We start from the raw sequence: 21,756 nt of genomic DNA on the forward strand, positions 1-21,756 counted from the left end.
AATGAAGGCTCCGAACCACGTAACAGTCGGCGGCGCCCCCGAGGGGTTTGACGCACAGCTGGTCTTGAATGAGATCGCCCGCTCGGGTGGCCCGGTTTGCCATATCGCCCGCGATGACAAGCGGATGGAGGCGATGCGGGCTGCATTGACATTTTTCGCCCCGGACATGCCTGTATTCGTGTTCCCCGGATGGGATTGTCTGCCCTACGATCGGGTTTCACCCAATGCTGATATCTCCGCAGCGCGTGTGGCGACTCTGGCGGCGCTGGTGCATCAGATGCCGCAGCAATTTGTTCTGCTGACAACCCTGAATGCGGCGACACAGAGAGTTCCCGCCCGCGAGGTTTTGCGCGAGGCTGCGTTCACTGCCCGCGTGGATCAGCGCATTGACGAAGCGGCCCTTCGCGCATTTCTGGTGAGGATGGGTTTCACCCAAAGCCCCACGGTGATGGAGCCGGGCGATTACGCCGTTCGTGGTGGCATAATCGATATTTTTCCCCCGGGTGACAGTGGCCCCGTTCGACTGGATTTTTTCGGAGACGTTCTGGATGGTGCACGCCGGTTTGATCCTGCGACCCAGCGGACTACAGAAAAGCTTGACCTGGTAGAACTGGCCCCGGTGTCCGAGGTCATTATGGATGACGCCGCCATCACCAGGTTCCGTCAGAATTATCGTATCGAATTCGGCGCCGCGGGGACCGATGACCCATTGTACGAGGCGGTCAGCGCCGGTCGTAAGCAACAGGGTATGGAACACTGGTTGTCCTTTTTCCATGAAAAGCTTGAAACATTGTTCGACTATCTGCCTGGGGCGACGGTCTCGCTGGACGATCAGGTCACACCCGCAAGATTGGCGCGCTGGGACAGCATCGAGGATCAATACGAAACCAGGCGGCTGGCACTCGAAAACCGGGCGCGTATGGATACCGTCTATAAACCCACACCACCCGGTTTACTCTACATGGATGACACCGCTTGGGAGCAGGCTGTGGGCGATCGAAGGGTATTGCAATTCAATCCTTTGCCGCAATCCAGTGGACCCGGTGTGATCGACGCGGGCGGTAGAATTGGGCGTAATTTTGCGCCAGAGCGTCAGCAGGAAAGCATCAGCCTGTTTGGCGCATTGGCGGGGCATATCACCGACAAATTGGACAAGGGTCCAGTCCTCATCGCTTCTTATTCCGAAGGCGCCCGCGAACGGTTGACCGGGCTGATCGAAGATGAAGGTCTGGCCGAGGCAATCCCTGTGAATGACGGCACGCGGGTTGGCAAGCGCGGCCTGCATCTGGCCGTCTGGGCATTGGAACACGGGTTTGAAGCGCCAAATCTGACCGTGATCTCGGAACAGGATGTTCTGGGTGACCGTCTGATCCGCCAACCGAAGAAACGCCGCAAGGCCGAGAACTTCCTAACCGAAACGCAGTCGCTCAGCCCTGGGGATCTGGTGGTGCATGTTGACCACGGCATCGGGCGGTATCAGGGGATGGAGGTCGTTACGGCTGCGGGGGCCGCGCATGAATGCCTGCTGCTGGAATATGCCGAACAGTCCAAGCTTTACCTGCCTGTCGAAAACATCGAATTGCTGTCGAAATACGGCCATGATGAAGGGCTGTTGGACCGTCTGGGTGGCGGCGCATGGCAGGCCAAAAAAGCCAAGCTAAAAGAGCGCATCCGAGAGATGGCGGACAAGTTGATCCGCATCGCCGCCGAACGTGCATTGCGAAAAGCTCCGGTCATGGACCCACCGACCCATGCGTGGGAAGAGTTCAGCGCGCGGTTTCCCTATCAGGAGACCGACGATCAGTTGCGCGCGATATCGGAAGTCATGGAAGACATGCACTCCGGTGCGCCGATGGATCGCCTGATTTGCGGCGATGTTGGTTTTGGCAAAACCGAGGTCGCCATGCGCGCCGCTTTTGTGGCAGCCATGTCTGGTGTGCAGGTCGCCGTTATTGCGCCAACCACGCTGTTGGCGCGCCAACACGCGGCCTCATTCAAGGAACGGTTCCGGGGCTTTCCGTTGGAGGTGCGGCAGCTGTCACGCTTTGTGTCCGCGAAAGACGCGCAACAAACCCGTGACGGGATGGCGCGCGGGACTGTGGACATTGTAATCGGCACCCATGCGCTGTTGGCCAAGGGGGTCAGGTTCAATAATCTGGGTCTGTTGATCATCGACGAGGAGCAACATTTCGGTGTGGCACACAAGGAACGGTTAAAGCAGATGCGCTCGGACGTTCATGTCCTGACGCTGACTGCCACTCCGATCCCTCGGACGCTGCAACTGTCGCTGACGGGGGTGCGTGATCTGTCGATCATCGGCACCCCGCCTATCGACCGCCTTGCCATCCGCACCTATGTCAGCGAGTTCGATGCGGTCACGATCCGTGAGGCGCTGTTGCGCGAGCATTATCGCGGTGGTCAGAGCTTTTACGTGGTGCCGCGCATATCAGACCTACCGGATATTGAGGAGTTTCTGAAAGAGCAGTTGCCTGAATTGACCTATATGGTGGCGCATGGGCAAATGGCGGCGGGCGAGCTCGACGACCGGATGAACGCGTTCTACGACGGCAAATACGACGTGCTTCTGGCTACAACGATCGTGGAAAGCGGACTGGATATTCCCACGGCAAACACCATGGTCGTGCACCGGGCGGATATGTTCGGTCTGGCGCAGCTTTATCAAATCCGGGGTCGGGTGGGGCGCTCGAAAACTCGGGCCTATGCTTATCTGACCACCAAACCGCGCGCGCGCCTGACGACAACAGCCGAAAAACGTCTGCGCGTACTTGGTTCATTGGATACATTGGGGGCCGGTTTTACGCTGGCCTCACAGGATTTGGATATTCGTGGCGCGGGCAATCTGCTGGGCGAGGAACAGTCCGGCCAGATGCGCGACGTGGGTTATGAGCTTTATCAGTCGATGCTGGAAGAGGCGATTGCCAAGATCAAAGCCGGCGAGATGGAAGGGCTGTCAGATGCCGACGATCAATGGGCCCCGCAGATTAATCTGGGTGTACCAGTTTTGATCCCCGAGGATTATGTGCCCGATCTGGACGTGCGTCTGGGCCTATATCGTCGTCTCTCGTCACTTTCGACCAAAGTAGAGCTGGAAGGATTTGCCGCTGAACTAATCGACCGCTTCGGCTCTTTGCCGAAAGAGGTCAACACTCTGATGTTGGTCGTGCGTATCAAGGCAATGTGCAAGCGGGCAGGCATTGCCAAGTTGGATGGAGGTCCGAAAGGCGCGACGATCCAGTTCCACAATGATAAATTCGCCTCACCTCAGGGGTTGGTGGAATTCATCCAGAATCAAAACGGGCTGGCAAAGGTCAAAGACAACAAGATCGTTGTGCGGCGCGACTGGAAGAAGGACAGCGATAAGATCAAGGGAGCCTTCGCAATCGCCCGCGATCTGGCCGAAAAAGTTGTGGCCGCGAAGAAAAAGGCTAAGGCTTAGTCACCCGTTACAAAGGTACAGAGCTGCCAGTCGCCGGTGTCGGATATCACCAGTGCCGCGCGATACCCGACCATGGAGGTCAAAAAGTCGCTATGCATGTAACCCGTGGTTCCGTCCGTCAGCCTAATTTTCTGATAGGGCTCCTCTGACTGATAATCGGGAACGATGACTACCTCATGGCTGATCAGGTCGACGATTCCGCCGCTGATCGAGGGCGATCGGCGCAGCGAAACCTGCTCGGCCGACACGTAATACGCGGTGAACGGATCAAGCGAGGCGGGCAGGGCGATCCGCCAATGAGACGGCATCCAGAATTCACCCTGATCGTCAAAATAGCCCGGTTTTGAAAGCGTATTCTGCAGATCGGCCCAGTAGGTCTCGCGCAGTTCGTCGGCCTCATCCCTGAATTCTTCGCCCAGCAACTCGGGTGGTACAGTTAGGTTTGTACGGAACGCGTCGGGGCCATCAGCGCTGCCATGGCTCAGGTAGATATCGGGGCAGGCAGCGGCCACCACGGCCTCGGTATCACGTGCCGCGATCCTTTTGAGCAAGTCGGCCTTGAAGGCCAGTAGTGAGGGGTCCTGTTCGGCCTCATCAATAGGCGGAAACGATTGCCGCTGCGCAATTGCCGGGCCGCAAAGCAGCAGGGCCAGAACCCAGGGCCCTATTCTCATTCGGCGGCTCTCATCGCGGCTTGGGCACAGAAACAGGATGCGCCGACCACCCCGTCTGCGCGGGCAAGTGCCAGTTCAAGACGCTGTTGAATCTGCCCGATCTCTATGGTTTCTCCTCGGGCTTTCAGGCAATCGTGCAGGCCCTTGAGACTCCAGACATTGTCGGGGTGGATCGACGCGCGGCTGAGGTCACCTCCGAGGCCCAGATCTTCGCGATAGACCGCCTCGGCCTCAGCGACATGGCCCTGCTCGAACAGCAGCGCGCCAAGCGCGTGGCGGGTGGGCTGCATCCAGCCCCATGGCTCGTCATAGGGCAGAGTGTCATCCAATTCGACGGACCGGCGCAGATGGGCATAGGCGATATCGTAGTTGCCCTTGCGATACTCGATCTCACCGCGCAACATTTCTGCTGCGATTTCAAGCAGATCAATGACACGATTATTGTGCAGGCGGCGCGTCTCGGGCACGCAGGTTTTTGCGGCGAGGAACAGGTTCTCTTCGCCTTCTGCCTCGGGAATCTGTCCGGTCGCAGCAAATGCGATTGCACGTGCGTAATGCGTTGTTGCGGTCAGTGTGCGGTAAAGGTCGGGGTCTTCGGGAAGTTCCAGCACCTTTGCCTCCTCCCACCGCCCGAAACGGATCAAGATATGCGGACCCATGGACATATAGCTTTCGAAATAATCCGCCATTGGCGGGCTTTCGGTACGCAGCATCTCCTCGGGTGTGGTGTCCCACAGACCCTTGTTGGCGCGCAAGGCTGGCTCCATCTGGCCCAGAAACAATGCACCATAGATTGCAAAGTGGTAATTGTGCTGACGATAGCCGGTGTAGATATTGAACGCGCCCTCGCGCTCGTAATACTTCAAATCAGCGACTGACGCCTGTTCATTCCAATGGACGACGTTGTGATAATGGCCACACAGCACGTCGATATGCGTCGGCATATGTACCAGATGCCCCGCATCCGGAACCAGCGTGCGCAGGATATCCCCGGCCTTCAGGGCCTTCTCTGGTGTCGGTGACATTTCCATCAGATGTACGTAGAGGTGCAACAGGCCGGGATGTGACATCGCCGCGGGGTCTTCAGCCATCGCCGTTTCCAGCGTCTGTTGCGCTTCAAGCGTGGCCGCACCTTCGGCGACTTGTCCGGTTTTCAGATTCCACATCTGCCAAGGCGTGAGGTTCATCAATGCCTCAACATAAATTGTACGCAGATCCAGATCGCCGGGCTGCTCGGCAAATGCTGCACGCATGGCATCGGCAAAATCATAGTCCCAAGCGTGCATGTCCTTAACCGGATCACGCTGCGGATAGCGAGATGGTAGTGCCCGGATTAGTGCTTGCTCAACCGGTGTGCACCTATCCAGAAGGGCAATGGCTTTTTGCGTGGCATCATAGGCAATGGCCAATGATTTGGCCTGTCCCTGATCATCGCGAAGATCCCATGGCAGGTTGTAGTTCGGTCCTGCCGCATAGGCGGCACCCCATTGGGCCATGGCGCAATCGGGGTCAATTTCGGCAGCGCGTTGGAAACAGGCGACCGCCTCGTCATGATTATAACCATAGGTCCATATCAGACCGCGATTAAACCAAAGCTGCGCCTCGGGTGATGCAGTGGTAACGGCACAGGAATACGTGCCCAGATCATAATAGTCGCTCATAACGCCCCCTCCCGACGAATGGAGGGAAGGTTAGCGCGTTTCAGCGGTTCTGCACAGATCAGGCGAGCAGCCTGTTTTCGATCCGACCCATATGCAGCATCAGGCCAAAGCCAAGAATGCACATGGCCAGCACTCCGGTCGTCAGTGGCGTGATCGAGCCATCGAACAGAAGCCCGATCGGGGCTGCAATCGCTGCTGCCAACACGGTGGCGATTGATCCTATGACCGAGGCTGCCATACCCGCAATGTGGCCCATCGGCTCCATCGCTATCGCGTTCAGGTTGCCCATGGTTACACCAGCCATGAAAAAGATCGAGGTCTGCCACGCCACGAACACTGCGAAGGATGTGTCGGGCGAAAGTGGTGACATGTTCAAGACGATGACGCAGCTTGTGATCAAGATCTGGCCGCCCAAGGCCCACGTCACCATGCGGCGCATACCTACTCGCACCACCAAAGCGGCATTCAGAAGGCTGGCCGAGCCAGAGATCAGTGCCACGACGCCGAACCAGAAAGGGAAACTTTCGGCCCTGTCGTGCACCACGTCAAAAATTGGCTGCACCATCGTCAGCATGGTAAACAGCAGCCCCATGCAAAGCGTCTGTACCAGTATTGAGAGACGCACGGTAGGATGGGTTAACATTTCCTGCACTGCTGCGATCATCAGCGGAAGGCGGAAGGGACGGCGGTTTTCCGGGGCCAGAGACTCGGGCAGTCGTGTGGCCATCCAGACGACAATGACGAACGCGAACAAAATGAAAGACACAAAGATACTGCGCCAACCGGCCAGTGCAATGACGCCCGCGCCGAGCAATGGCGCGATCGCTGGAACCAGCGTGAAAATCATCATCGCGATTGAGATAATGCGAGCCATCTCGCGCCCTGAAAAGAGGTCCCGGATAATCGCCATGGCAACGACGCGTGGCCCTGACGCACCTAGCCCTTGTGCAACACGCGCAGCCAATACCAGTTCCAGCGACGAACTGAACCATGCTACAACCGATGCCAGAATATAGAGGGCAGCGCCCCCATAGATCACCGGTTTGCGCCCAACTGCATCCGAAATCGGCCCCGTGAAGAAGGTTCCGATGCCCATGCCCAGAACAAACGAAGTCAGAATAAGCTGCGCATTGTTCATGTCATTGGGGCTAAGCTCTGCCCCGATCTCGGGCAGGGCGGGCAGCATTGAGTCGATCGAAAATGCAATCGTGGCGAACATCATCGCGACCAGCGCAATGAATTCGCCCCGGGACATGCGGTTAGTCATGGGGAACTCCTTCCCAAATGCGCTATCACGGCGCACCGGGTTGGACTAGATCAGAAATGCACAGAGGTATGTGCTATTCTGCAGGGGAAGCCTCAATCTGAGACATGATGTCCGAGATCACTTTTTCCCATAGTTCAGGAGGTTGCGCACCCGGAACGGCGTGCTGATTTGCAACGATATACGTGGGGACCGAGGTCACGCCCATCTCGCGGGAATGGCTGTCACGGGTGCGAATGTCCTCGCGGTCGGCATCCGATTTCAGAAGTTTCAGCACGACTGCTGCGTCCATACCAACGCTGTCGGCGATATCGGCCAGAACCTCGGCGTCGCCGATATCACGTGCTTCGACGAAATAGGCATTGAACAACGCATCGACCAACGCGTTCTGTTTGCCCTCGATCCCGGCCCAGTGGATCAGGCGGTGGGCATCCAATGTGTTGGGCGTACGTTTCATGCCTTCAAAATCGATCTTCAAACCTGCGTTTTCAGCATGTTCAACCACGGGCGCATAGGCGCGCACGGCCTCTTCCTTGCCACCAAACTTAGTTTCGAGATACGCACGCCGGTCCATGCCTGTTTCCGGCATCTCGGGGTTCAGCTGAAACGGGTGCCACTCGATCACGAATGGGTGGTCAGGCACCGCGGCCAATGCTTTGTCCAGATGGGTTTTGCCGATATAGCACCAGGGGCAGATCGGATCGGACATGATGTCAAGCTTGACGGTTTGGGTCATTCGGACGTCGCCTTGAAATAGGCCGGCAGGGCGCGGCGCAGGAGTTTGCCATTGCCCCCGGTTGGCAGCGCAGACATATGAACAAAGGCGCGCGGTTGTTTGTAGCGCGCCAGCTTGTCAGACACATAGGCGCGCAGTTCCGCCGCGTCCAGTTCTTCGGGGCCAGTATAGAAGGCAACGATGATCGAACTGTCGTGCTTTACTTCAACCGCTGCAGCACCGACCTGAGTGATGTGGGGGTGTTTGGACAAGGCTGCCTCAACTTCGACTGGAGAGACCCGGTAGCCGCCAGCATTCATCATGTCATCGTCACGGCCCATATAGGTGATCTGCCCATCTGCTGCCATCGCGCCCTGATCACCGGTCAGGAACCAGTTGCCTACCATGCGCGCCTCGGCCTCTTTGGGCGCGTTCAGGTAGGTCAACATCAGGCCGGGGTCATTGCGGTGAATCGCAATCGTGCCTTCCTGTCCACATGGAACTGGCCCATCCGGCCCCAGAATGGCCACGCGACGTCCCGGCTGTGGCTGACCCAATGCATCTCCACGTGCGGGGTGTAAGGGGCTGGATGAGATGAAGGTCGAACATTCGGACATGCCAAATGCCTCATACAGTTCGGTCCCGGTGGTCGCCAACCACTGCTCGTGCAGGCGCCGCGAAAGCTTTTCGCCGGCACAAAGGCCGTGGCGCAAATCCGTCAAGCTGATAGGCGCCTGTCGTTGCATCATCTTCCGGAAGACACCTGGCGCGGCGGCAAAGATGGTCGCGCGGTGTTGTCCAAGCAGTGCAGGTAAATCGCGGATTTCCGTTCCAGCCTCTGGAATCAGGGCGGTTGCGCCAATGGTCCAGGGGTCCATCAACCCCGTTCCCAGTGTATAGGTCCAGTTGAATGCCCCAGCGTGACAAAGACGGTCCGAAGGCTGCAGGCTGTACCAGCCGTCAACCATCATCTGCCGTGCCCATATAGCACGGTGCGCATGGGCTACCGCGCGGGGTTTGCCCGATGTGCCCGAGGTGTAGACGACATAGGCCAACCGATCGGGATCGCCCATCGCAAAGGTTGCCGGGGGCAATGACCGCATCCCGACCAAATCGAACAGCAGTATCTGATCGGGGTGTGGGGCGCAGGGAACCTCGGGGTCGCGCAAAATGGCGGCTGGTTTCAGATCTTCGATGATCTTTGCCGTTTCTGCGTCGGTCAGTTGTGACGAGGTTGGTACCGGGACCAGCCCGACGGCGATTGCACCCAGATAAGCGATTGGAAAATCGACCGTGTTCCCAAGCCGCATCAAAACGATGTCTCCGGCGTTTAGACCGCGCTGCAGTAATCCTGTGCCGGTTCCCAATATCGCCGATTGCAGCGCGCAATATGTCCAATCTGTCGCGCCATTAGGTCCCAGCACCGACAGCGCCGTCTTCTCGGCAGAAGTTTGTGCATGGCGCAGGACATGTGCGGCAAGATTGAAAGGGGTCGGGCAGGGCTCTGGCGGCCCCTGATCAAAAATCGACAACATGAGAACTGGCTACCGCCGCGCGAGGCGCGTTGCAAGCGGGGCAGGCTGGCCCTATAGAAAGACCCATGACCGTCAAAGATCAAAACTCTATCGTCCGCATCGCCCGCGACAACGGCGTAAACACCGAGCTTGAACCGGTTGACCTCGGCGCGCGCGTGCGCGAATTGCGCAAGGCACGCAACTGGACGCTGGAACAGGCCGCCGGCCAGGCAGGGTTGGCGCGATCGACACTCAGCAAGATCGAAAACGGCCAGATGTCACCGACCTATGATGCGTTGAAGAAGCTGGCGATCGGGCTGGAGATATCGGTGCCTCAGTTGTTCACCCCGCCGCAGCGCGATCAGGTGATTGGCCGGATGGCGGTGACCAAGATGGGCGAGGGTGCTGCACACCCGACCACGACCTATGAACACGAACTGCTGGCCGAAACACTAACCAAAAAACAGATGCTTCCTTACCGCGCCCGCGTACGTGCACGATCGATGGAAGAATTCGATGGTTGGGTTCGTCACGATGGTGAGGAATTCTTGTACGTTCTGACGGGAGTGGTGCAGTTGTTTACCGAGTTCTACGAGCCCGTCGATATGCGCCGGGGCGACAGTGCATACTACGATGGCAGCATGGGTCACAATGTTATTTCGGTCAGCGACGAAGACGCTACGATCTTGTGGGTGACGTCACTTACTTAAAACCTGGGAGGCTTCGCGGTTCAAAGCCTCGGTGAACAAGAAATCCTCAAGTTCTTCGCGCGCTTCGTTGACCGTCAGGTGGTGACGCTCTGCCAGATAAGCTTCGAATCGTTTGCGATCTTCGCCGACGCGCGCCATATCCCTATCCAGCAGGTTCGGAAACCTGCGTTTCGCGCGTGCATAGGACGCGCCCCAGTCTTGTGTCAGATCAGCCCAGTTCAGCATCTGCGAGCCTTCCTTTGTCAATGTTCTCAGGATTGCTCTCCCCGACACCAGCGTAGGAAGGTTCGGGTATGGTAGAAGACATGACAAAATGTCGCATGTTGCCGTAAGGGCAACCGAGCGCAAAAAACCCGCTGCGGAGAAACCGCAACGGGCCTACGGACCTGCAGTTAAGTGAGTGGCGGCCGGTCCGTTATTCTTCTGGCTTGAACAGCCAGTTCAGTGTCAAGTGTCCGATAAATACAGCAATTATCTGCATTAATATAAACATCGGAATATGCGCAAGGTATATCCCAGCGAACGTATCCGTAAAGCCCCTTGCTATGGTTACGGCAGGATTAGCAAAACTTGTGGATGACGTATACCAGTAGGCGCCCGTTATATAGAGACCCACAAGTGCTGGTACCGTGTCCGGTTTGTGCCGAATTCCGCCGAAAATAACGAACAGCAGACCCAGTGTCGCGATGATTTCTGAGAACCACTGGTGTGATCCGGTGCGATGCAGGGTTCCCGAGGTCTGCAGAATCGGCAGGTCGAACATGTAGTGGCTGGCCCAGACACCAATGACACCACCCGCGATTTGAACCAGTACATATGGGGCAACCGCGCGCCACGGATGCTCGCCCCGTAGCGCGAAAGCCAAAGTTACCGCCGGATTGAAATGCGCTCCTGAGACTGGGCCGAGTGTGGTGATGATCGCATAGAGCATACAGCCCGTTGCGATTGCATTTGCCAGCAAAGCCAGCGCGATGTTCCCATCGGACAGAGTTTGCGCCATGATGCCCGATCCGACGACACCGATCAGCAGGAAAGCGGTTCCAAGAAACTCAGCGAAGTATTGGCGGGCGCTCATAGGCTACTTCCGATGCGTTTCAGATGCGCGCCAAGTTCGCCGCTTTCCATGGACTCGATGGGGAGAGCCAAAAGGGCCTCGGCACGGCGGCCCAGGATGTCATAGGCTGTGCGAAAGGCGCGATCCCAGTCTGCTTCGGATGCAGCAGCCGGATCTTCGACGCCCCAATGGGCACGGAGCGGGGTGCCGGGCCAAACGGGACAGGTCTCTTCTGCAGCAGAGCCGCAGACAGTGATCACCACGTCCATTTCAGGCGCATCCCCGACTGCAAACTCATCCCAGCTTTTTGAGCGCGCATCGCGGACGTCATGGCCTTTGGCACCAAGCAGCGCCAGAGATTGCGGATGCACCTTCCCGGCCGGATTGGAGCCTGCGGAATAAGCACGCACACGCCCCTTTGCCGTGTGATTGAAGATCGACTCCAGCAGAATCGACCGGGCCGAATTGCCGGTACACAGAACCAGTATGTTCATCGGGAAATCCTTGAATTGATCGGGGGTTAGTCAGCCATGCGACCGATATCGTCCACCTTGTGTTGCAGTGAGATACGATCAAGCGTTTCAAACGGCAGGTTCGCAAAGGCAGTGATGCGATTGCGAAGCAAGCCATAAGCTTGTTGAAACGCCAATTGCCTTTGGGCATGAGTCCCCTCTGCCTTGACCGGATCGGGCAGCCCCCAATGCGCGCTCATAGGCTGGCCTGGCCATGCCGGACAGGACTCATTTGCAGCATGGTCGCAGACGGTAAACACGAAATCCATTTCCAGAGCGTCAGGAGCCGTGAACTCATCTACCGATTTCGAACGGAGCAGAGAGGTGTCGTACCCTTTCTGCCTCAGCAACTCGAGGACGTTCAGATTCGGACTTTCAGACGGCGCAGTACCAGCGGAAAAGGCGCGGAACAGGCCTTTGCCTTCGGTGTTCAGTATGGCTTCGGCCATGATCGAGCGGGCAGAATTTCCGGTGCAGATAAAAAGGGCGTTCATAATGCGGTGTGGGTTCAATCTGACCCGTGTCTCTGAGGTCTGCAGGCAAAGATCGGGGCGATTCTGGCAGCATCCACCCAACAACTCGTCAAACATGCTGCGCACTGCGGGCAGGTTCGCCGTGTATTGCAATGATGTGCCGCTGCGGGATTGCTCGATCAAGCCGGCGGTTTTGAGTGCATTCAAGTAAGTCGACGTGGTGTTTGGCTTAAATGCCAAAGCCTCGGCAATTTCACCTGCCGCGACGGAATCGGGATAGCGCCGCATCAACAGCCGGAACAGGTCCAGCCGTTTAGGATGCGCAAGGGCGCCAAGTCTGTCGTGAATCATTATTTCCATATTTCAAGAAATATGGAAATAATGAGCGGTGGTCAATCCTGATACCACCAGACCTGAGGCATATATTCAGGTCCGTCGCCATAGATCGGCAAGGTTTCAGGTTGCTTAAGCTCTTTGATATGAGCGATGCGACCGACATCAAAGCTCCAGACCGGGATGACATATCGACCTGCAGTCAGAACACGATCCAGCGCTCGGGTCGCGGCAACGAAATCCTCGTGGCTTTCCGAGGCCAGCATTTCGTCGATTAACCCGTCCACGGCTGGTGAGGTCAGTCCCATCACGTTCCGTGTTCCTGCTGTATCAGCGTTTTCGCTGCCCCAGTACAAACGCTGCTCATTGCCCGGTGACAGTGAAAGTGCGCGCCGAAATGGCGTCATATCAAAATCTTGTGCGTCGATACGCGAGGTATACTGCGCGTCGTCGACCTTTTCGACCGTCAGCTGGATGCCAAGTCGCTCTAGGGCGCGCGCATAGATTTCGGCGATCACACTGACGTCCTGCACGACGTTCAGGCTGCCCTGACTGATGACCAGATCAATCCGGAACGGCGCACCGTCGGCATTGCGCAGAAGACCATCCTGAACCGTCCAACCTGCCTCTTCCAGCAGTTTCAGCGCTTTACGAACATTGCGGCGGTTGCGTTCGGTGCCATCTCCCTGTGGTGGCACATAGCCTTCTAGTGTTCCGGGCGGTAACTCGGCAGCATAGGGCTGCAGCAATTCGGCGACACGTCCCGAGGCAGGGCCGGGCTTCATACCCAGTTTGGAGCCTGAGAAGTACGAGGCAATTCTGGGCTGCGCGCCGCCTGTGATCGTGTCGTTGATGAACTCGAAGTTGAACGCCAGCGTCAGGGCTTCGCGGACCCGCCAGTTGTCGAACGGAGCTTTGCGCGTGTTCATGGCGAACCCGGTCATGCCCGATGGTTTTTGATGAGGGATTTCCGTCTTCACGACATCGCCACGCTGAGCTGCGGGAAAGTTGTATTGGGTGTTCCACTTGTCTGCGTTGAACTCGCGCACAGCGGAAAGTTCACCGGCTTTGAAGGCTTCGAAGGCGACAGTGCCGTCGCCGTAGAATTCAATCCGCATATCGTCCAGGTTCATCGTACCCTTGCGGTAGGGGATGTCTGCTCCCCAATAGTCTGGGTTGCGGCGCAGATTCACGTAACGACCGGCTTCGTAATCATCAATCACGTAAGGTCCCGACCCGATGGGAATGTCGTGCAACTGGGCATCAGCGAATGATTTCCCTTCCCATTGCGCCTTCTGCAGGATCGGGCGCAACCCGGCGATCAGTGCCAGCTCCCGATCGGGCTCGTTAAAGGTGATCCGAACGCTACGCGGGCCGGTCTGTTCTATGCTTTCGATTTTGCCCCACAAGCCGCGGTACCTCAGGTGACCCTCGGTGCCCAGCGTCTCATATGACCAGATCACATCATCGACGGTGACCGGAGAACCATCCGAGAATCGGGCGTTGTCACGCAGGGTAAATTCGACCCAGGACCGGTCTGAATCGGTCTCAACTGATTCGGCTAACAACCCGTAAAGAGAGAAAGGTTCGTCCCAGGACCGGCCCATCAAGCTTTCATGAGTCCAAAATCGTAGCTGCCAGGGGCTGGTGCCTTTTTGCACAAACGGGTTTAGGCTGTTATAGCCGCCGGTATTGCCGAACACGACCTTGCCACCTTTTGGCGCGTCAGGGTTTGCGTAGGGTAGCGACACAAAATCCGGTGGTAGGGCCGGGTCTCCGTACATAGCTATGCCATGGGCCGATTCTGCCGAGGCCAGCGAGGCGGCCAAAATGGAAGCGATTCCCACAATCGCAGGACGAAGGGGGCGAAGATAATCGGGGCTCATTTTGGAAACAATCCTGCTCTGGCCTTATTTTATTTGGGATTCACCGTAGCCATGATTTTTCTTATTATCAAACTTTTAGCTTGGACGAAGGCGCAGAATTGCTTATAAAGGTTGCACTGCTCGATAGGTTTCTTGCCTGTATGAAACCTGCCTCAATAACTTAACGCCCGCTTCGTGCGGGCGTTTTTTTTGGCTGAAATTGCGGGGATACGCACGCAAAATCATTCCCCGTTTCCTTTGCAGGTGCAGCATGGCACTGTGTGTCCGAAAATGAAATCAGGACGGAGTGCGGTCATGAGCTTGTCGGGAAAAACGGCCATCATAACGGGATCGAATTCAGGGATTGGACTGGGCATTGCGCGTGAGCTGGCCAAGGCCGGTGCGGACGTGGTTCTGAACTCGTTCACTGACCGGGATGAGGATCACGCGCTGGCAGCCGAGATAGGGCAAGAGACCGGAACCAAGGCGCGCTACATCAAGGCGGACATGTCGAAAGGTGATGAATGCCGCGCCCTGATCGAGCAGGCGGGTGCCTGTGACATTCTGGTGAATAATGCTGGTATTCAGCATGTGGCCCCGATTGATCAGTTTCCAGCCGATAAGTGGGACGCGATCATTGCGATCAATATGAATTCGGCCTTCCACACGATGGCGGCGGCATTGCCGATGATGCGTGCGGCGGGGTGGGGCCGGATTGTGAATATCGCCTCGGCTCATGGATTGACGGCATCACCCTTCAAGGCGGCTTACATCGCGGCCAAGCACGGCGTGGTCGGGATGACCAAAACAGTGGCTCTGGAAACCGCACAGGAACCGATTACCTGCAATGCGATCTGCCCGGGCTATGTGCTGACACCGCTGGTCGAGGCGCAGATCCCGAACACAATGAAAGAATACAACATGAGCCGCGAGGATGTGGTGAAGAACGTTCTGCTGACGCGGCAACCGTCAAAAGAGTTCGCCACGGTAGAGCAATTGGGGGGGACAACGATCTTCCTGTGCTCGGATGCGGCGGCACAGATTACCGGGACAACGATTTCAGTTGATGGAGGCTGGACAGCACTTTGATGTTAAATGGGGGCTCAGCCCCCATACCCATCCCGGAGCATTTTGGGCCAGATGAAGAGGCGGGAACATGAAACGGATCAATCTGGCTTTGCAGGGCGGCGGTGCCCACGGCGCATTCACCTGGGGGGTACTGGACCGTCTGCTGGATGAAGAGGATATCGAGGTCGCTGCGATCACCGGAACTTCGGCTGGGGCTCTGAACGGTGCTGCGTTCAAATCCGGTATGGTGCAGGCAGGGCGCGAAGGCGCGCGGGCCGGTCTTGACGGATTGTGGAAGCGCATGGGAGCCGTGGGGGATATGCGGATCACCCATTGGATGCGGGGCATCGAGCCCGCTCAGATCGCTCAGGCGCTGGAATACTCGCTGCCGTATTCGATCGCCGATACATGGTCGCGGCTGGTGTCGCCCTACGCCTATGGGCCGTTCTATCGCAACCCCTTGGAACCGGTCGTCGACAAGTTCAACTTTGATGAAATTTGTGCGGATGAGGGGCCAGGCCTGTTCGTTTGCGCGACCTGTGTGCGCAGTGGCAAGATCCGAGTGTTTGCGGGTGATGAAATTTCGACGGATGCGATATTGGCCTCGGCATGTCTGCCCAATCTGTTTCAAGCGGTCGAGATTTTCGATCCGGATACCAACCGTACCGAGGCGTATTGGGATGGAGGCTATACCGGCAATCCGGCGCTTTACCCTCTGTTCGACAGTGGCCTTCCGGATGATGTTGTGATTGTAAATATCAATCCGCTTGAGCGGGATGAAGTGCCCAAGACACCACAGCAGATACAGAACCGGATCAACGAGATCAGCTTTAACTCATCCCTGTTTCGTGAGTTGCGGGCGATCAGTTTCGTGCAGCGGCTGCTGCGCGAGGGAAAGTTGAGGGCGGGCGAGATGAGCCGGGTTCTGGTTCATATGATCGCGGATGACGAACTGATGAATGATCTGTCAGCAGCAACTAAGACTGTTCCGAACCCGGTTGTACTAAACCGGTTGAAACAGGCTGGTCGCACCGCTGCCAACCGGTTTTTGCGCGCTCATAAATCTGATCTGGGTGAGCGCAGTACAGTCGATCTGCCCGCAATGTTTGGGTGATTACAGGGTAATTACTCGGGCGGCTGTGTCGGATCTTTGTCGTTGGGGTATACAAGCCCTGCCGAAATCACCAATTTGGCTGCGTCTTCGATGGACATGTCCAGCAGGATCACATCTTCGGCTGGAAAAAACAGCAGGAATCCCGAAGTCGGGTTCGGAGTGGTCGGGACAAAGATGCTCAGCAATTCGCCACCGGTTTCGGCACGCTGGCTGACTTCACCCCGGGCCGTGGTCGAGACAAATCCAATCGCCCATATGCCCCGGCGTGGATATTGGATCAGGCAGGCTTTCTCAAACGAGCGTTCGGTCTGCGCAAAAACCGTTTCCGAGATTTGCTTGATGCCGGAATAGACTGAGCGGACGACGGGCATCCGATTGACCAGACTTTCGGCAAAATGGATCAACGAGCGGCCAAGAATGCCTTTGGCAACCCACCCGACGACAACCGTGAAGATCAGGAAGATGACGACGCCGACGCCACGCAGGTTGATCCCCACATATTCGGCAGGCTGGAATTGCTGAGGGATCAGCGGCAGCACGGCGCTGTCGATCCAGCCCACGACCGACCAGATCAGCCAGATCGTCAGCCAGACCGGTGCAATGACGACGATGCCCGTCAGAAATGACGCGCGCAACCCGGATAATAGGCCTGAGCGGCGATGAGGTTCTTCGTCAAATGGTGTGTTCATTACGGGCCTGAGTGGTTTGCGGAATTAGTTAAGCAGTCCTAAGCGTTGGTACAATAGGCTTATGTCACTCAGTGCTTTTGACCAGCGCCTTTGCAATGCCCGCTGCCAGACGCGCATTGTTGCGCACCAGCGCGATGTTGGCGATCAACGAACGACCATCGGTTTGTTCATAAATGCGCTGCAACAGATAGGGGGTAACGCCCTTGCCGGTTATTCTGTGCGTTTCGGCATCGGCCTGAGCTGATGCAATGATCGGGGCCAGTTCCTCGGCTGCGATCTGATCAGCCTGCGGGATTGGGTTGGCGATCAACTGACCGCCGGGCAGGCCCAGCGCGCGGCGGGTGGCATGGGCCCTGGCAATGTCTGCCGCACTGTCCATGCGCAAGGGTGCAACAAGCGGGGATTTGGCGGACCAGAAAGCAGGAAACTCATCCTGCCCGTGCGCGATGACAGGCACACCCAGCGTTTCCATTACCTCAAGCGTTTTGGCCAGATCCAGGATAGCTTTGGCTCCTGCCGCGACAACGGTCACGGGGGTTTGCGCAAGCTCATGCAGATCGGCAGAGATATCGAACGAGGTTTCAGCGCCTTGATGCACACCGCCGATGCCTCCGGTGGCAAAGACTTCGATACCCGCATAATGCGCAGCTATCATGGTGGCAGCGACGGTGGTGGCCCCTGTTCCGCCAGTAGCAAGGCAGGCAGCCATATCGGCGCGCGATAACTTGGCAACCCCTTGCGCCTGACCCAATGCCTTAAGCTGGTCGGGCTCCAGGCCAACATTCAACACGCCGTCGATCACAGCAATCGTAGCGGGTGCCGCGCCTGCATCGCGAATATCCTGTTCGACCTGAGCAGCCACCTCGATGTTCTGAGGGTAGGGCATCCCGTGGGTGATGATGGTGCTTTCAAGTGCAACGATGGGTTGGCTTGCGTCCTTTGCGGCGCGAACCTCGGCGGAATATTGGATGTTGATCACAGTGGGGTTTCTCCGGAAACGTAGGTTGCGGCAGCGTGCAGGGCGCGCTTGAGCGCAGCGTCGTTGTCTGCACCGTCTGCCTCGGCGGCGATATGGGCGGCCATGAAAGTATCACCTGCGCCAGTCACGCGCGTGACCAGTACGGATGGAGGTTTGTGGGTCAGAACACTCTCGGCGCTGCCGACAGTGGCCGAGTTGCCGCCATCGGTCACCAGAACGCGTAACGCGCCGCGCTCAAGCAAGCCCTTGGCAGCACTTTCGGAATCGGTGAATTCGCGCTGGCAGAGCAGGCCCGCTTCTTCGAGATTCACATAGAGTGTCGCGCGGGCATGTTTCAGAAAGGGTAACAGACGTTCGGCCTTGCCGGGTGATGCAGGGGCCACGCGAAGATCGGCGCGGGCAAAGGCTGGGCTTTGCGCAATTTCTTTCAGCAGGTCCAAGGTCAAGTTCCCATCCAGCGCGATGGGGCCTTCAAAGGGTGTGTTTTCAAAACCCAATGGACCATGCATCAACGGACGTAGAATCTTGGCGCCCGCCGCCTCGAGAGAATGGGCGTCTGCAATCGCCGCGATCAACCCGTTAGCGCCTTCAACAGCCATATAGCGGTCAGTTGGCAGGTCTTGCGAGCGGTAGATGTGGTCGGTGATCATACCCAGCCGTGTGCAGGCGTGAACCAGCTCGTTCCCTTCGGGATCGCGACCAATCGCAGTCAGTAGCGTTGGGGTCATCCCGAAGCGCACCAGCGTCATGGCGATGTTCATGGCAACTCCGCCGGGTAAGCGGGTAATCCGCCCCGGCACATCCGATCCCTGCCGCATTACGCTGGCAGACCGACCGATCACGTCCCACAGGACCGATCCGATACACAGGATTTCGTTGTTCTGAGTCATGTCTCGTGTCATGCCGCAGCCCCGGAGCCGGTGCAAGGGTTAACGCTCACAGTCTTCAGCGCATTGCGGCGATCAGGGTGTTCAATGCATCCAGTGGGTTGTCCTGTGACCAGATTTCATCCCCGATGCCGAAGAAATCAGTGCAGGGGCTAAGGTCACGGACCAGTTCTTGGGTTAGCCCGCCTTCGGCCACCACCGGAACCTCGATCACTTCGGACCACCACTGGAACAGATCATGCTCGGCGTGGGTTCCGTCGCCCAGAGCGACGTTGCCGACCGGTCCAAAGGAAACATAGTCCGCTCCGCCTTCGCCAGCGGACATGCCATCGTGATTGGAGGTTCCGCAAAAGCTGCCGACGATGGCATCCGGGCCCAGCTCCTTACGTGCGGCCCTGACCGAGCGTGCTGCATCTTCCAGATGCACCCCATCCAGTCCAAGCCGTTGGGCCAGCAACACATGGTTCGATATCACAAGCGCCACGTCGTGCGCATGAGCAACTTCGCGACAGGCATCGGCAGCACGGGCGATGGTGTCTTCATCGCTTCCCGCTAACGCCAGCCGTATACAAGCGATCTCGACCCCGTCCAGAACGCGGGACAGTTGGTCGGGGAACGTGCTCAGGGTGATCGTTGGCGGAGTAATCAGATAAATCTGCGGCTGCTCGGGGGTGTCCATTGGCGCGTCCTTGGTTTTTAGTCTTTCGCGCGGTTTAGCGGATTGCGGCCGGGAAGCAAACTTTTATGCCCTTATGCGCGTGATTTGGCACGCAGGGTGCCTTGCCCTGCGCAGGCGTCGGGATTAGAGCAGGCAGACCTTTTCGGAGATAGCGATGCCCAGCGATACATCCCAACCTTCTTTCGTTCTTGTGCGCCCGCAGATGGGCGAAAACATTGGTGCCGCGGCACGGGCGATGTGGAATTTCGGGCTGGACCGGATGCGGATCGTTGCACCCCGCGATGGGTGGCCGAACCCCAAGGCCGTGGCGATGTCCAGCGGGGCAGGGCGGTTGTTGGATGAGGCGCAGTTATTCGATGATCTGGCCGGAGCATTAGGGGACCGCACCTATGTCTTTGCAACCACGGCCCGGCAGCGGGGTCTGACGAAACCTGTGTTCAGCCCCGAACGCGCGATGCAGATTGCTGCGGAAAAGGTGGCTGCAGGTGAAAAGGTTGCTGTGTTGTTCGGACCTGAACGGGCCGGGCTTGAAAACGAGGACATAGCCAAGGCCAACGCGATTATCTCGGTGCCGGTAAACCCTGAATATGCCTCGTTGAATCTTGGACAATGTGTGCTTCTGACCGCTTATGAGTGGATGCGCCAGGCCGGGGATGTGGTGCATGAAGCCACCGATCTGGGTAAGGGCGATTGGGCGACGGGGATCGAGGTCGAAAAACTGGTCGAGCACTACGAGGATCGGTTGGAGGAAGCTGGTTTCTTCTACCCGCCCGAAAAGGCTGAAGGGATGAAGACCAACCTGCGCAACCTATGGTCGCGAATGCGGATGACGCGGGCGGATGTGCAGATGCTGCACGGGGTGATGCGTCAGATGGTCCGCTGGAAGGATCGGGGCTGAGGCTGGACCTCACGCCCAAGTAGACCTAGCTTGCGACGAAATCCAAGGCATAAGAGGACAGCATGAGCGGTAAGCGCAGCATCTTCGAAGACGTCTCAGACACGGAAAAACAAGAGGCGATTCAACCGGGCATGATTGATCGCGGGCGTGGCGGCGCGCGTCAGGCCATTCGCATCTGGCTGATGATCCTGTTCGCGCTAGTGGTCATCATGATTGCGGTCGGTGGCTTGACCCGGCTGACGGATAGCGGCCTATCCATCACCGAATGGCGCCCGATCACAGGAGCCATCCCGCCGACCTCTGAAGCCGAATGGCAGGCCGAGTTCGACAAGTACCAGCAAATCGACCAATGGCGTATCCAGAACCAGTGGATGGAGCTGGCTGACTTCAAATCAATCTACTGGTGGGAATGGGGCCACCGCCAACTGGGCCGCGTGATCGGTTTGGTCTGGGCGCTTGGTTTCTTTGGTTTTCTTATCGCCCGCAAGATACCGACAGGTTGGACCGGCCGGTTGCTGATCCCCGGAGCGTTTGGCGGCGTTCAGGGGGCAGTTGGATGGTGGATGGTCGCGTCGGGCGTGACACAGGGCGAAGGGATGACCGCAGTCGCCAGCTATCGGCTGGCCGTTCATTTGGGGCTCGCCTTCGTCATACTCGGATTTCTGGCCTGGTACATCTTCATGTTGGGACGCGAGGAACGCGATCTGATGCAGGCCCGGCGCGCGAAAGAAACGCGGTTGTTCTCGCTGTCCACAGGCCTGATGCATTTCGCCTTTTTACAAATACTCATTGGCGCGCTGGTGGCTGGCATCGACGCCGGCCGATCTTATACGGATTGGCCATTGATCGGAGGTCAACTCCTACCACCAGATGCCACGATGCTTGAACCGATGTGGCGTAATTTCTTTGAAAGTCCGGGTCTGGTGCAGTTCATCCACCGCTGCGCTGGCTATCTGCTGTTCGCTTTCGGAGTCGTTGTCTGGCGGCGTGGCAGCGCCAGCGCGCATCCGCAGACCCGGTTCGCCTTTAATGCGCTGTTCGCTGCGCTATCGCTGCAGGTTGTGGTCGGGATCATGACCGTGATCTATGCAGCACCCTGGCAAATCGCGATATTCCACCAATTCATGGCTGTTGTGGTCTGGACACTGATCCTGCGCGCACGTTTTCTGACGGCCTATCCCATTTCAACCTCTCTGCGCGGAGCATGATC

General features: G+C 57.6%; 20 protein-coding genes. 6 read left to right on the forward strand and 14 right to left on the reverse strand.

The features are described from left to right. Position 1 precedes the first annotated feature (1 nt). On the forward strand, positions 2-3,457 hold the full coding sequence (gene mfd, locus BLU89_RS03015) for a transcription-repair coupling factor (RefSeq protein ID WP_074736343.1): 3,456 nt from the start codon (positions 2-4) through the stop codon (positions 3,455-3,457). Here mfd and BLU89_RS03020 read toward each other — a convergent pair. The 5 genes from BLU89_RS03020 to BLU89_RS03040 all read right to left on the reverse strand — a co-directional run bounded on the left by BLU89_RS03020 (position 3,454) and on the right by BLU89_RS03040 (position 9,306). Further along, positions 3,454-4,131, reverse strand: coding sequence for an SH3 domain-containing protein (locus BLU89_RS03020; RefSeq protein WP_074734353.1), 678 nt, complete (start codon positions 4,129-4,131; stop codon positions 3,454-3,456). The two genes, mfd and BLU89_RS03020, sit on opposite strands and share 4 nt — an antisense overlap. Then, a complete protein-coding gene (locus tag BLU89_RS03025) occupies positions 4,128-5,792 on the reverse strand; it encodes a tetratricopeptide repeat protein (protein ID WP_074734355.1) in 1,665 nt (554 codons plus the stop codon). The genes BLU89_RS03020 and BLU89_RS03025 overlap by 4 nt, the downstream gene beginning before the upstream one ends. A 58-nt stretch (positions 5,793-5,850) precedes the next feature. Then, positions 5,851-7,059 (reverse strand): multidrug effflux MFS transporter, encoded by a 1,209-nt coding sequence (locus tag BLU89_RS03030; RefSeq protein ID WP_074734357.1) that lies wholly within the window; start codon positions 7,057-7,059, stop codon positions 5,851-5,853. Positions 7,060-7,132: 73 nt separating this feature from the next. After that, positions 7,133-7,792, reverse strand: coding sequence for a DsbA family oxidoreductase (locus tag BLU89_RS03035; protein ID WP_074734359.1), 660 nt, complete (start codon positions 7,790-7,792; stop codon positions 7,133-7,135). Further along, on the reverse strand, positions 7,789-9,306 hold the full coding sequence (locus BLU89_RS03040; RefSeq protein WP_074734361.1) for a class I adenylate-forming enzyme family protein: 1,518 nt from the start codon (positions 9,304-9,306) through the stop codon (positions 7,789-7,791). The genes BLU89_RS03035 and BLU89_RS03040 overlap by 4 nt, the downstream gene beginning before the upstream one ends. Positions 9,307-9,371: 65 nt before the next feature. Between BLU89_RS03040 and BLU89_RS03045 the strand changes: the two genes are divergently transcribed. After that, positions 9,372-9,995, forward strand: coding sequence for a helix-turn-helix domain-containing protein (locus BLU89_RS03045; protein WP_074734363.1), 624 nt, complete (start codon positions 9,372-9,374; stop codon positions 9,993-9,995). Here BLU89_RS03045 and BLU89_RS03050 read toward each other — a convergent pair. From BLU89_RS03050 to BLU89_RS03070, 5 genes are all read right to left on the reverse strand, one after another. Continuing rightward, the gene (locus BLU89_RS03050) at positions 9,984-10,220 is read right to left on the reverse strand and encodes a hypothetical protein (protein WP_074734365.1); all 237 of its coding nucleotides are present in this window, start codon (positions 10,218-10,220) and stop codon (positions 9,984-9,986) included. The two genes, BLU89_RS03045 and BLU89_RS03050, sit on opposite strands and share 12 nt — an antisense overlap. A gap of 190 nt (positions 10,221-10,410) precedes the next feature. Continuing rightward, positions 10,411-11,070: an aquaporin gene (locus BLU89_RS03055; RefSeq protein WP_074734367.1), complete on the reverse strand. Its 660-nt coding sequence runs from the start codon at positions 11,068-11,070 to the stop codon at positions 10,411-10,413. Further along, positions 11,067-11,543, reverse strand: a complete 477-nt coding sequence (locus BLU89_RS03060) for an arsenate reductase ArsC (RefSeq protein ID WP_074734369.1) — start codon at positions 11,541-11,543, stop codon at positions 11,067-11,069. The genes BLU89_RS03055 and BLU89_RS03060 overlap by 4 nt, the downstream gene beginning before the upstream one ends. A 26-nt stretch (positions 11,544-11,569) precedes the next feature. Then, positions 11,570-12,394: an arsenate reductase/protein-tyrosine-phosphatase family protein gene (locus tag BLU89_RS03065; RefSeq protein ID WP_074734371.1), complete on the reverse strand. Its 825-nt coding sequence runs from the start codon at positions 12,392-12,394 to the stop codon at positions 11,570-11,572. Positions 12,395-12,426: 32 nt separating this feature from the next. After that, entirely contained in the window at positions 12,427-14,253 is a 1,827-nt protein-coding gene (locus BLU89_RS03070) for an extracellular solute-binding protein (RefSeq protein WP_074734372.1), read from the reverse strand. 294 nt (positions 14,254-14,547) lie between these two features. Here BLU89_RS03070 and BLU89_RS03075 point away from each other — a divergent pair, with 294 nt between their 5' ends. Continuing rightward, positions 14,548-15,321 (forward strand): 3-hydroxybutyrate dehydrogenase, encoded by a 774-nt coding sequence (locus BLU89_RS03075; protein ID WP_074734374.1) that lies wholly within the window; start codon positions 14,548-14,550, stop codon positions 15,319-15,321. A 67-nt stretch (positions 15,322-15,388) separates the two neighbouring features. Further along, positions 15,389-16,414, forward strand: coding sequence for a patatin-like phospholipase family protein (locus BLU89_RS03080; RefSeq protein WP_074734376.1), 1,026 nt, complete (start codon positions 15,389-15,391; stop codon positions 16,412-16,414). Positions 16,415-16,425: 11 nt separating this feature from the next. Here BLU89_RS03080 and BLU89_RS03085 read toward each other — a convergent pair whose 3' ends face one another. From BLU89_RS03085 to BLU89_RS03100, 4 genes are all read right to left on the reverse strand, one after another. Continuing rightward, a complete protein-coding gene (locus tag BLU89_RS03085; RefSeq protein WP_074734378.1) occupies positions 16,426-17,103 on the reverse strand; it encodes a DUF502 domain-containing protein in 678 nt (225 codons plus the stop codon). Between the two features lie 64 nt (positions 17,104-17,167). After that, positions 17,168-18,082: a pseudouridine-5'-phosphate glycosidase gene (locus BLU89_RS03090; RefSeq protein WP_074734380.1), complete on the reverse strand. Its 915-nt coding sequence runs from the start codon at positions 18,080-18,082 to the stop codon at positions 17,168-17,170. Beyond that, the gene (locus tag BLU89_RS03095) at positions 18,079-18,972 is read right to left on the reverse strand and encodes a PfkB family carbohydrate kinase (RefSeq protein WP_143030537.1); all 894 of its coding nucleotides are present in this window, start codon (positions 18,970-18,972) and stop codon (positions 18,079-18,081) included. The genes BLU89_RS03090 and BLU89_RS03095 overlap by 4 nt, the downstream gene beginning before the upstream one ends. A 55-nt stretch (positions 18,973-19,027) precedes the next feature. Next, positions 19,028-19,648, reverse strand: coding sequence for a thiamine phosphate synthase (locus BLU89_RS03100; protein ID WP_074734383.1), 621 nt, complete (start codon positions 19,646-19,648; stop codon positions 19,028-19,030). Positions 19,649-19,802: 154 nt separating this feature from the next. On the opposite strand from BLU89_RS03100, the gene BLU89_RS03105 reads away from it, so the two are divergent. Together BLU89_RS03105 and ctaA are read left to right on the forward strand one after the other, a co-directional pair. Further along, on the forward strand, positions 19,803-20,546 hold the full coding sequence (locus tag BLU89_RS03105) for an RNA methyltransferase (protein WP_074734385.1): 744 nt from the start codon (positions 19,803-19,805) through the stop codon (positions 20,544-20,546). 62 nt (positions 20,547-20,608) lie between these two features. Continuing rightward, entirely contained in the window at positions 20,609-21,754 is a 1,146-nt protein-coding gene (gene ctaA / locus BLU89_RS03110; RefSeq protein ID WP_074734387.1) for a heme A synthase, read from the forward strand. The last annotated feature ends 2 nt before the right edge of the window (positions 21,755-21,756 follow it).

This window comes from Ruegeria halocynthiae (assembly GCF_900106805.1).
GTDB classification, from domain to species: Bacteria; Pseudomonadota; Alphaproteobacteria; order Rhodobacterales; family Rhodobacteraceae; genus Ruegeria; species Ruegeria halocynthiae.

Excerpts from the sequence above, each read along its gene's own strand:
- mfd (WP_074736343.1), top strand. The coding sequence starts at position 2 with ATGAAGGCTCCGAACCACGTAACAGTCGGCGGCGCCCCCGAGGGGTTT.
- BLU89_RS03020 (WP_074734353.1), bottom strand. The coding sequence starts at position 4,131 with ATGAGAATAGGGCCCTGGGTTCTGGCCCTGCTGCTTTGCGGCCCGGCA.
- BLU89_RS03025 (WP_074734355.1), bottom strand. The coding sequence starts at position 5,792 with ATGAGCGACTATTATGATCTGGGCACGTATTCCTGTGCCGTTACCACT.
- BLU89_RS03030 (WP_074734357.1), bottom strand. The coding sequence starts at position 7,059 with ATGACTAACCGCATGTCCCGGGGCGAATTCATTGCGCTGGTCGCGATG.
- BLU89_RS03035 (WP_074734359.1), bottom strand. The coding sequence starts at position 7,792 with ATGACCCAAACCGTCAAGCTTGACATCATGTCCGATCCGATCTGCCCC.
- BLU89_RS03040 (WP_074734361.1), bottom strand. The coding sequence starts at position 9,306 with ATGTTGTCGATTTTTGATCAGGGGCCGCCAGAGCCCTGCCCGACCCCT.
- BLU89_RS03045 (WP_074734363.1), top strand. The coding sequence starts at position 9,372 with ATGACCGTCAAAGATCAAAACTCTATCGTCCGCATCGCCCGCGACAAC.
- BLU89_RS03050 (WP_074734365.1), bottom strand. The coding sequence starts at position 10,220 with ATGCTGAACTGGGCTGATCTGACACAAGACTGGGGCGCGTCCTATGCA.
- BLU89_RS03055 (WP_074734367.1), bottom strand. The coding sequence starts at position 11,070 with ATGAGCGCCCGCCAATACTTCGCTGAGTTTCTTGGAACCGCTTTCCTG.
- BLU89_RS03060 (WP_074734369.1), bottom strand. The coding sequence starts at position 11,543 with ATGAACATACTGGTTCTGTGTACCGGCAATTCGGCCCGGTCGATTCTG.
- BLU89_RS03065 (WP_074734371.1), bottom strand. The coding sequence starts at position 12,394 with ATGGAAATAATGATTCACGACAGACTTGGCGCCCTTGCGCATCCTAAA.
- BLU89_RS03070 (WP_074734372.1), bottom strand. The coding sequence starts at position 14,253 with ATGAGCCCCGATTATCTTCGCCCCCTTCGTCCTGCGATTGTGGGAATC.
- BLU89_RS03075 (WP_074734374.1), top strand. The coding sequence starts at position 14,548 with ATGAGCTTGTCGGGAAAAACGGCCATCATAACGGGATCGAATTCAGGG.
- BLU89_RS03080 (WP_074734376.1), top strand. The coding sequence starts at position 15,389 with ATGAAACGGATCAATCTGGCTTTGCAGGGCGGCGGTGCCCACGGCGCA.
- BLU89_RS03085 (WP_074734378.1), bottom strand. The coding sequence starts at position 17,103 with ATGAACACACCATTTGACGAAGAACCTCATCGCCGCTCAGGCCTATTA.
- BLU89_RS03095 (WP_143030537.1), bottom strand. The coding sequence starts at position 18,972 with ATGACTCAGAACAACGAAATCCTGTGTATCGGATCGGTCCTGTGGGAC.
- BLU89_RS03100 (WP_074734383.1), bottom strand. The coding sequence starts at position 19,648 with ATGGACACCCCCGAGCAGCCGCAGATTTATCTGATTACTCCGCCAACG.
- BLU89_RS03105 (WP_074734385.1), top strand. The coding sequence starts at position 19,803 with ATGCCCAGCGATACATCCCAACCTTCTTTCGTTCTTGTGCGCCCGCAG.
- ctaA (WP_074734387.1), top strand. The coding sequence starts at position 20,609 with ATGAGCGGTAAGCGCAGCATCTTCGAAGACGTCTCAGACACGGAAAAA.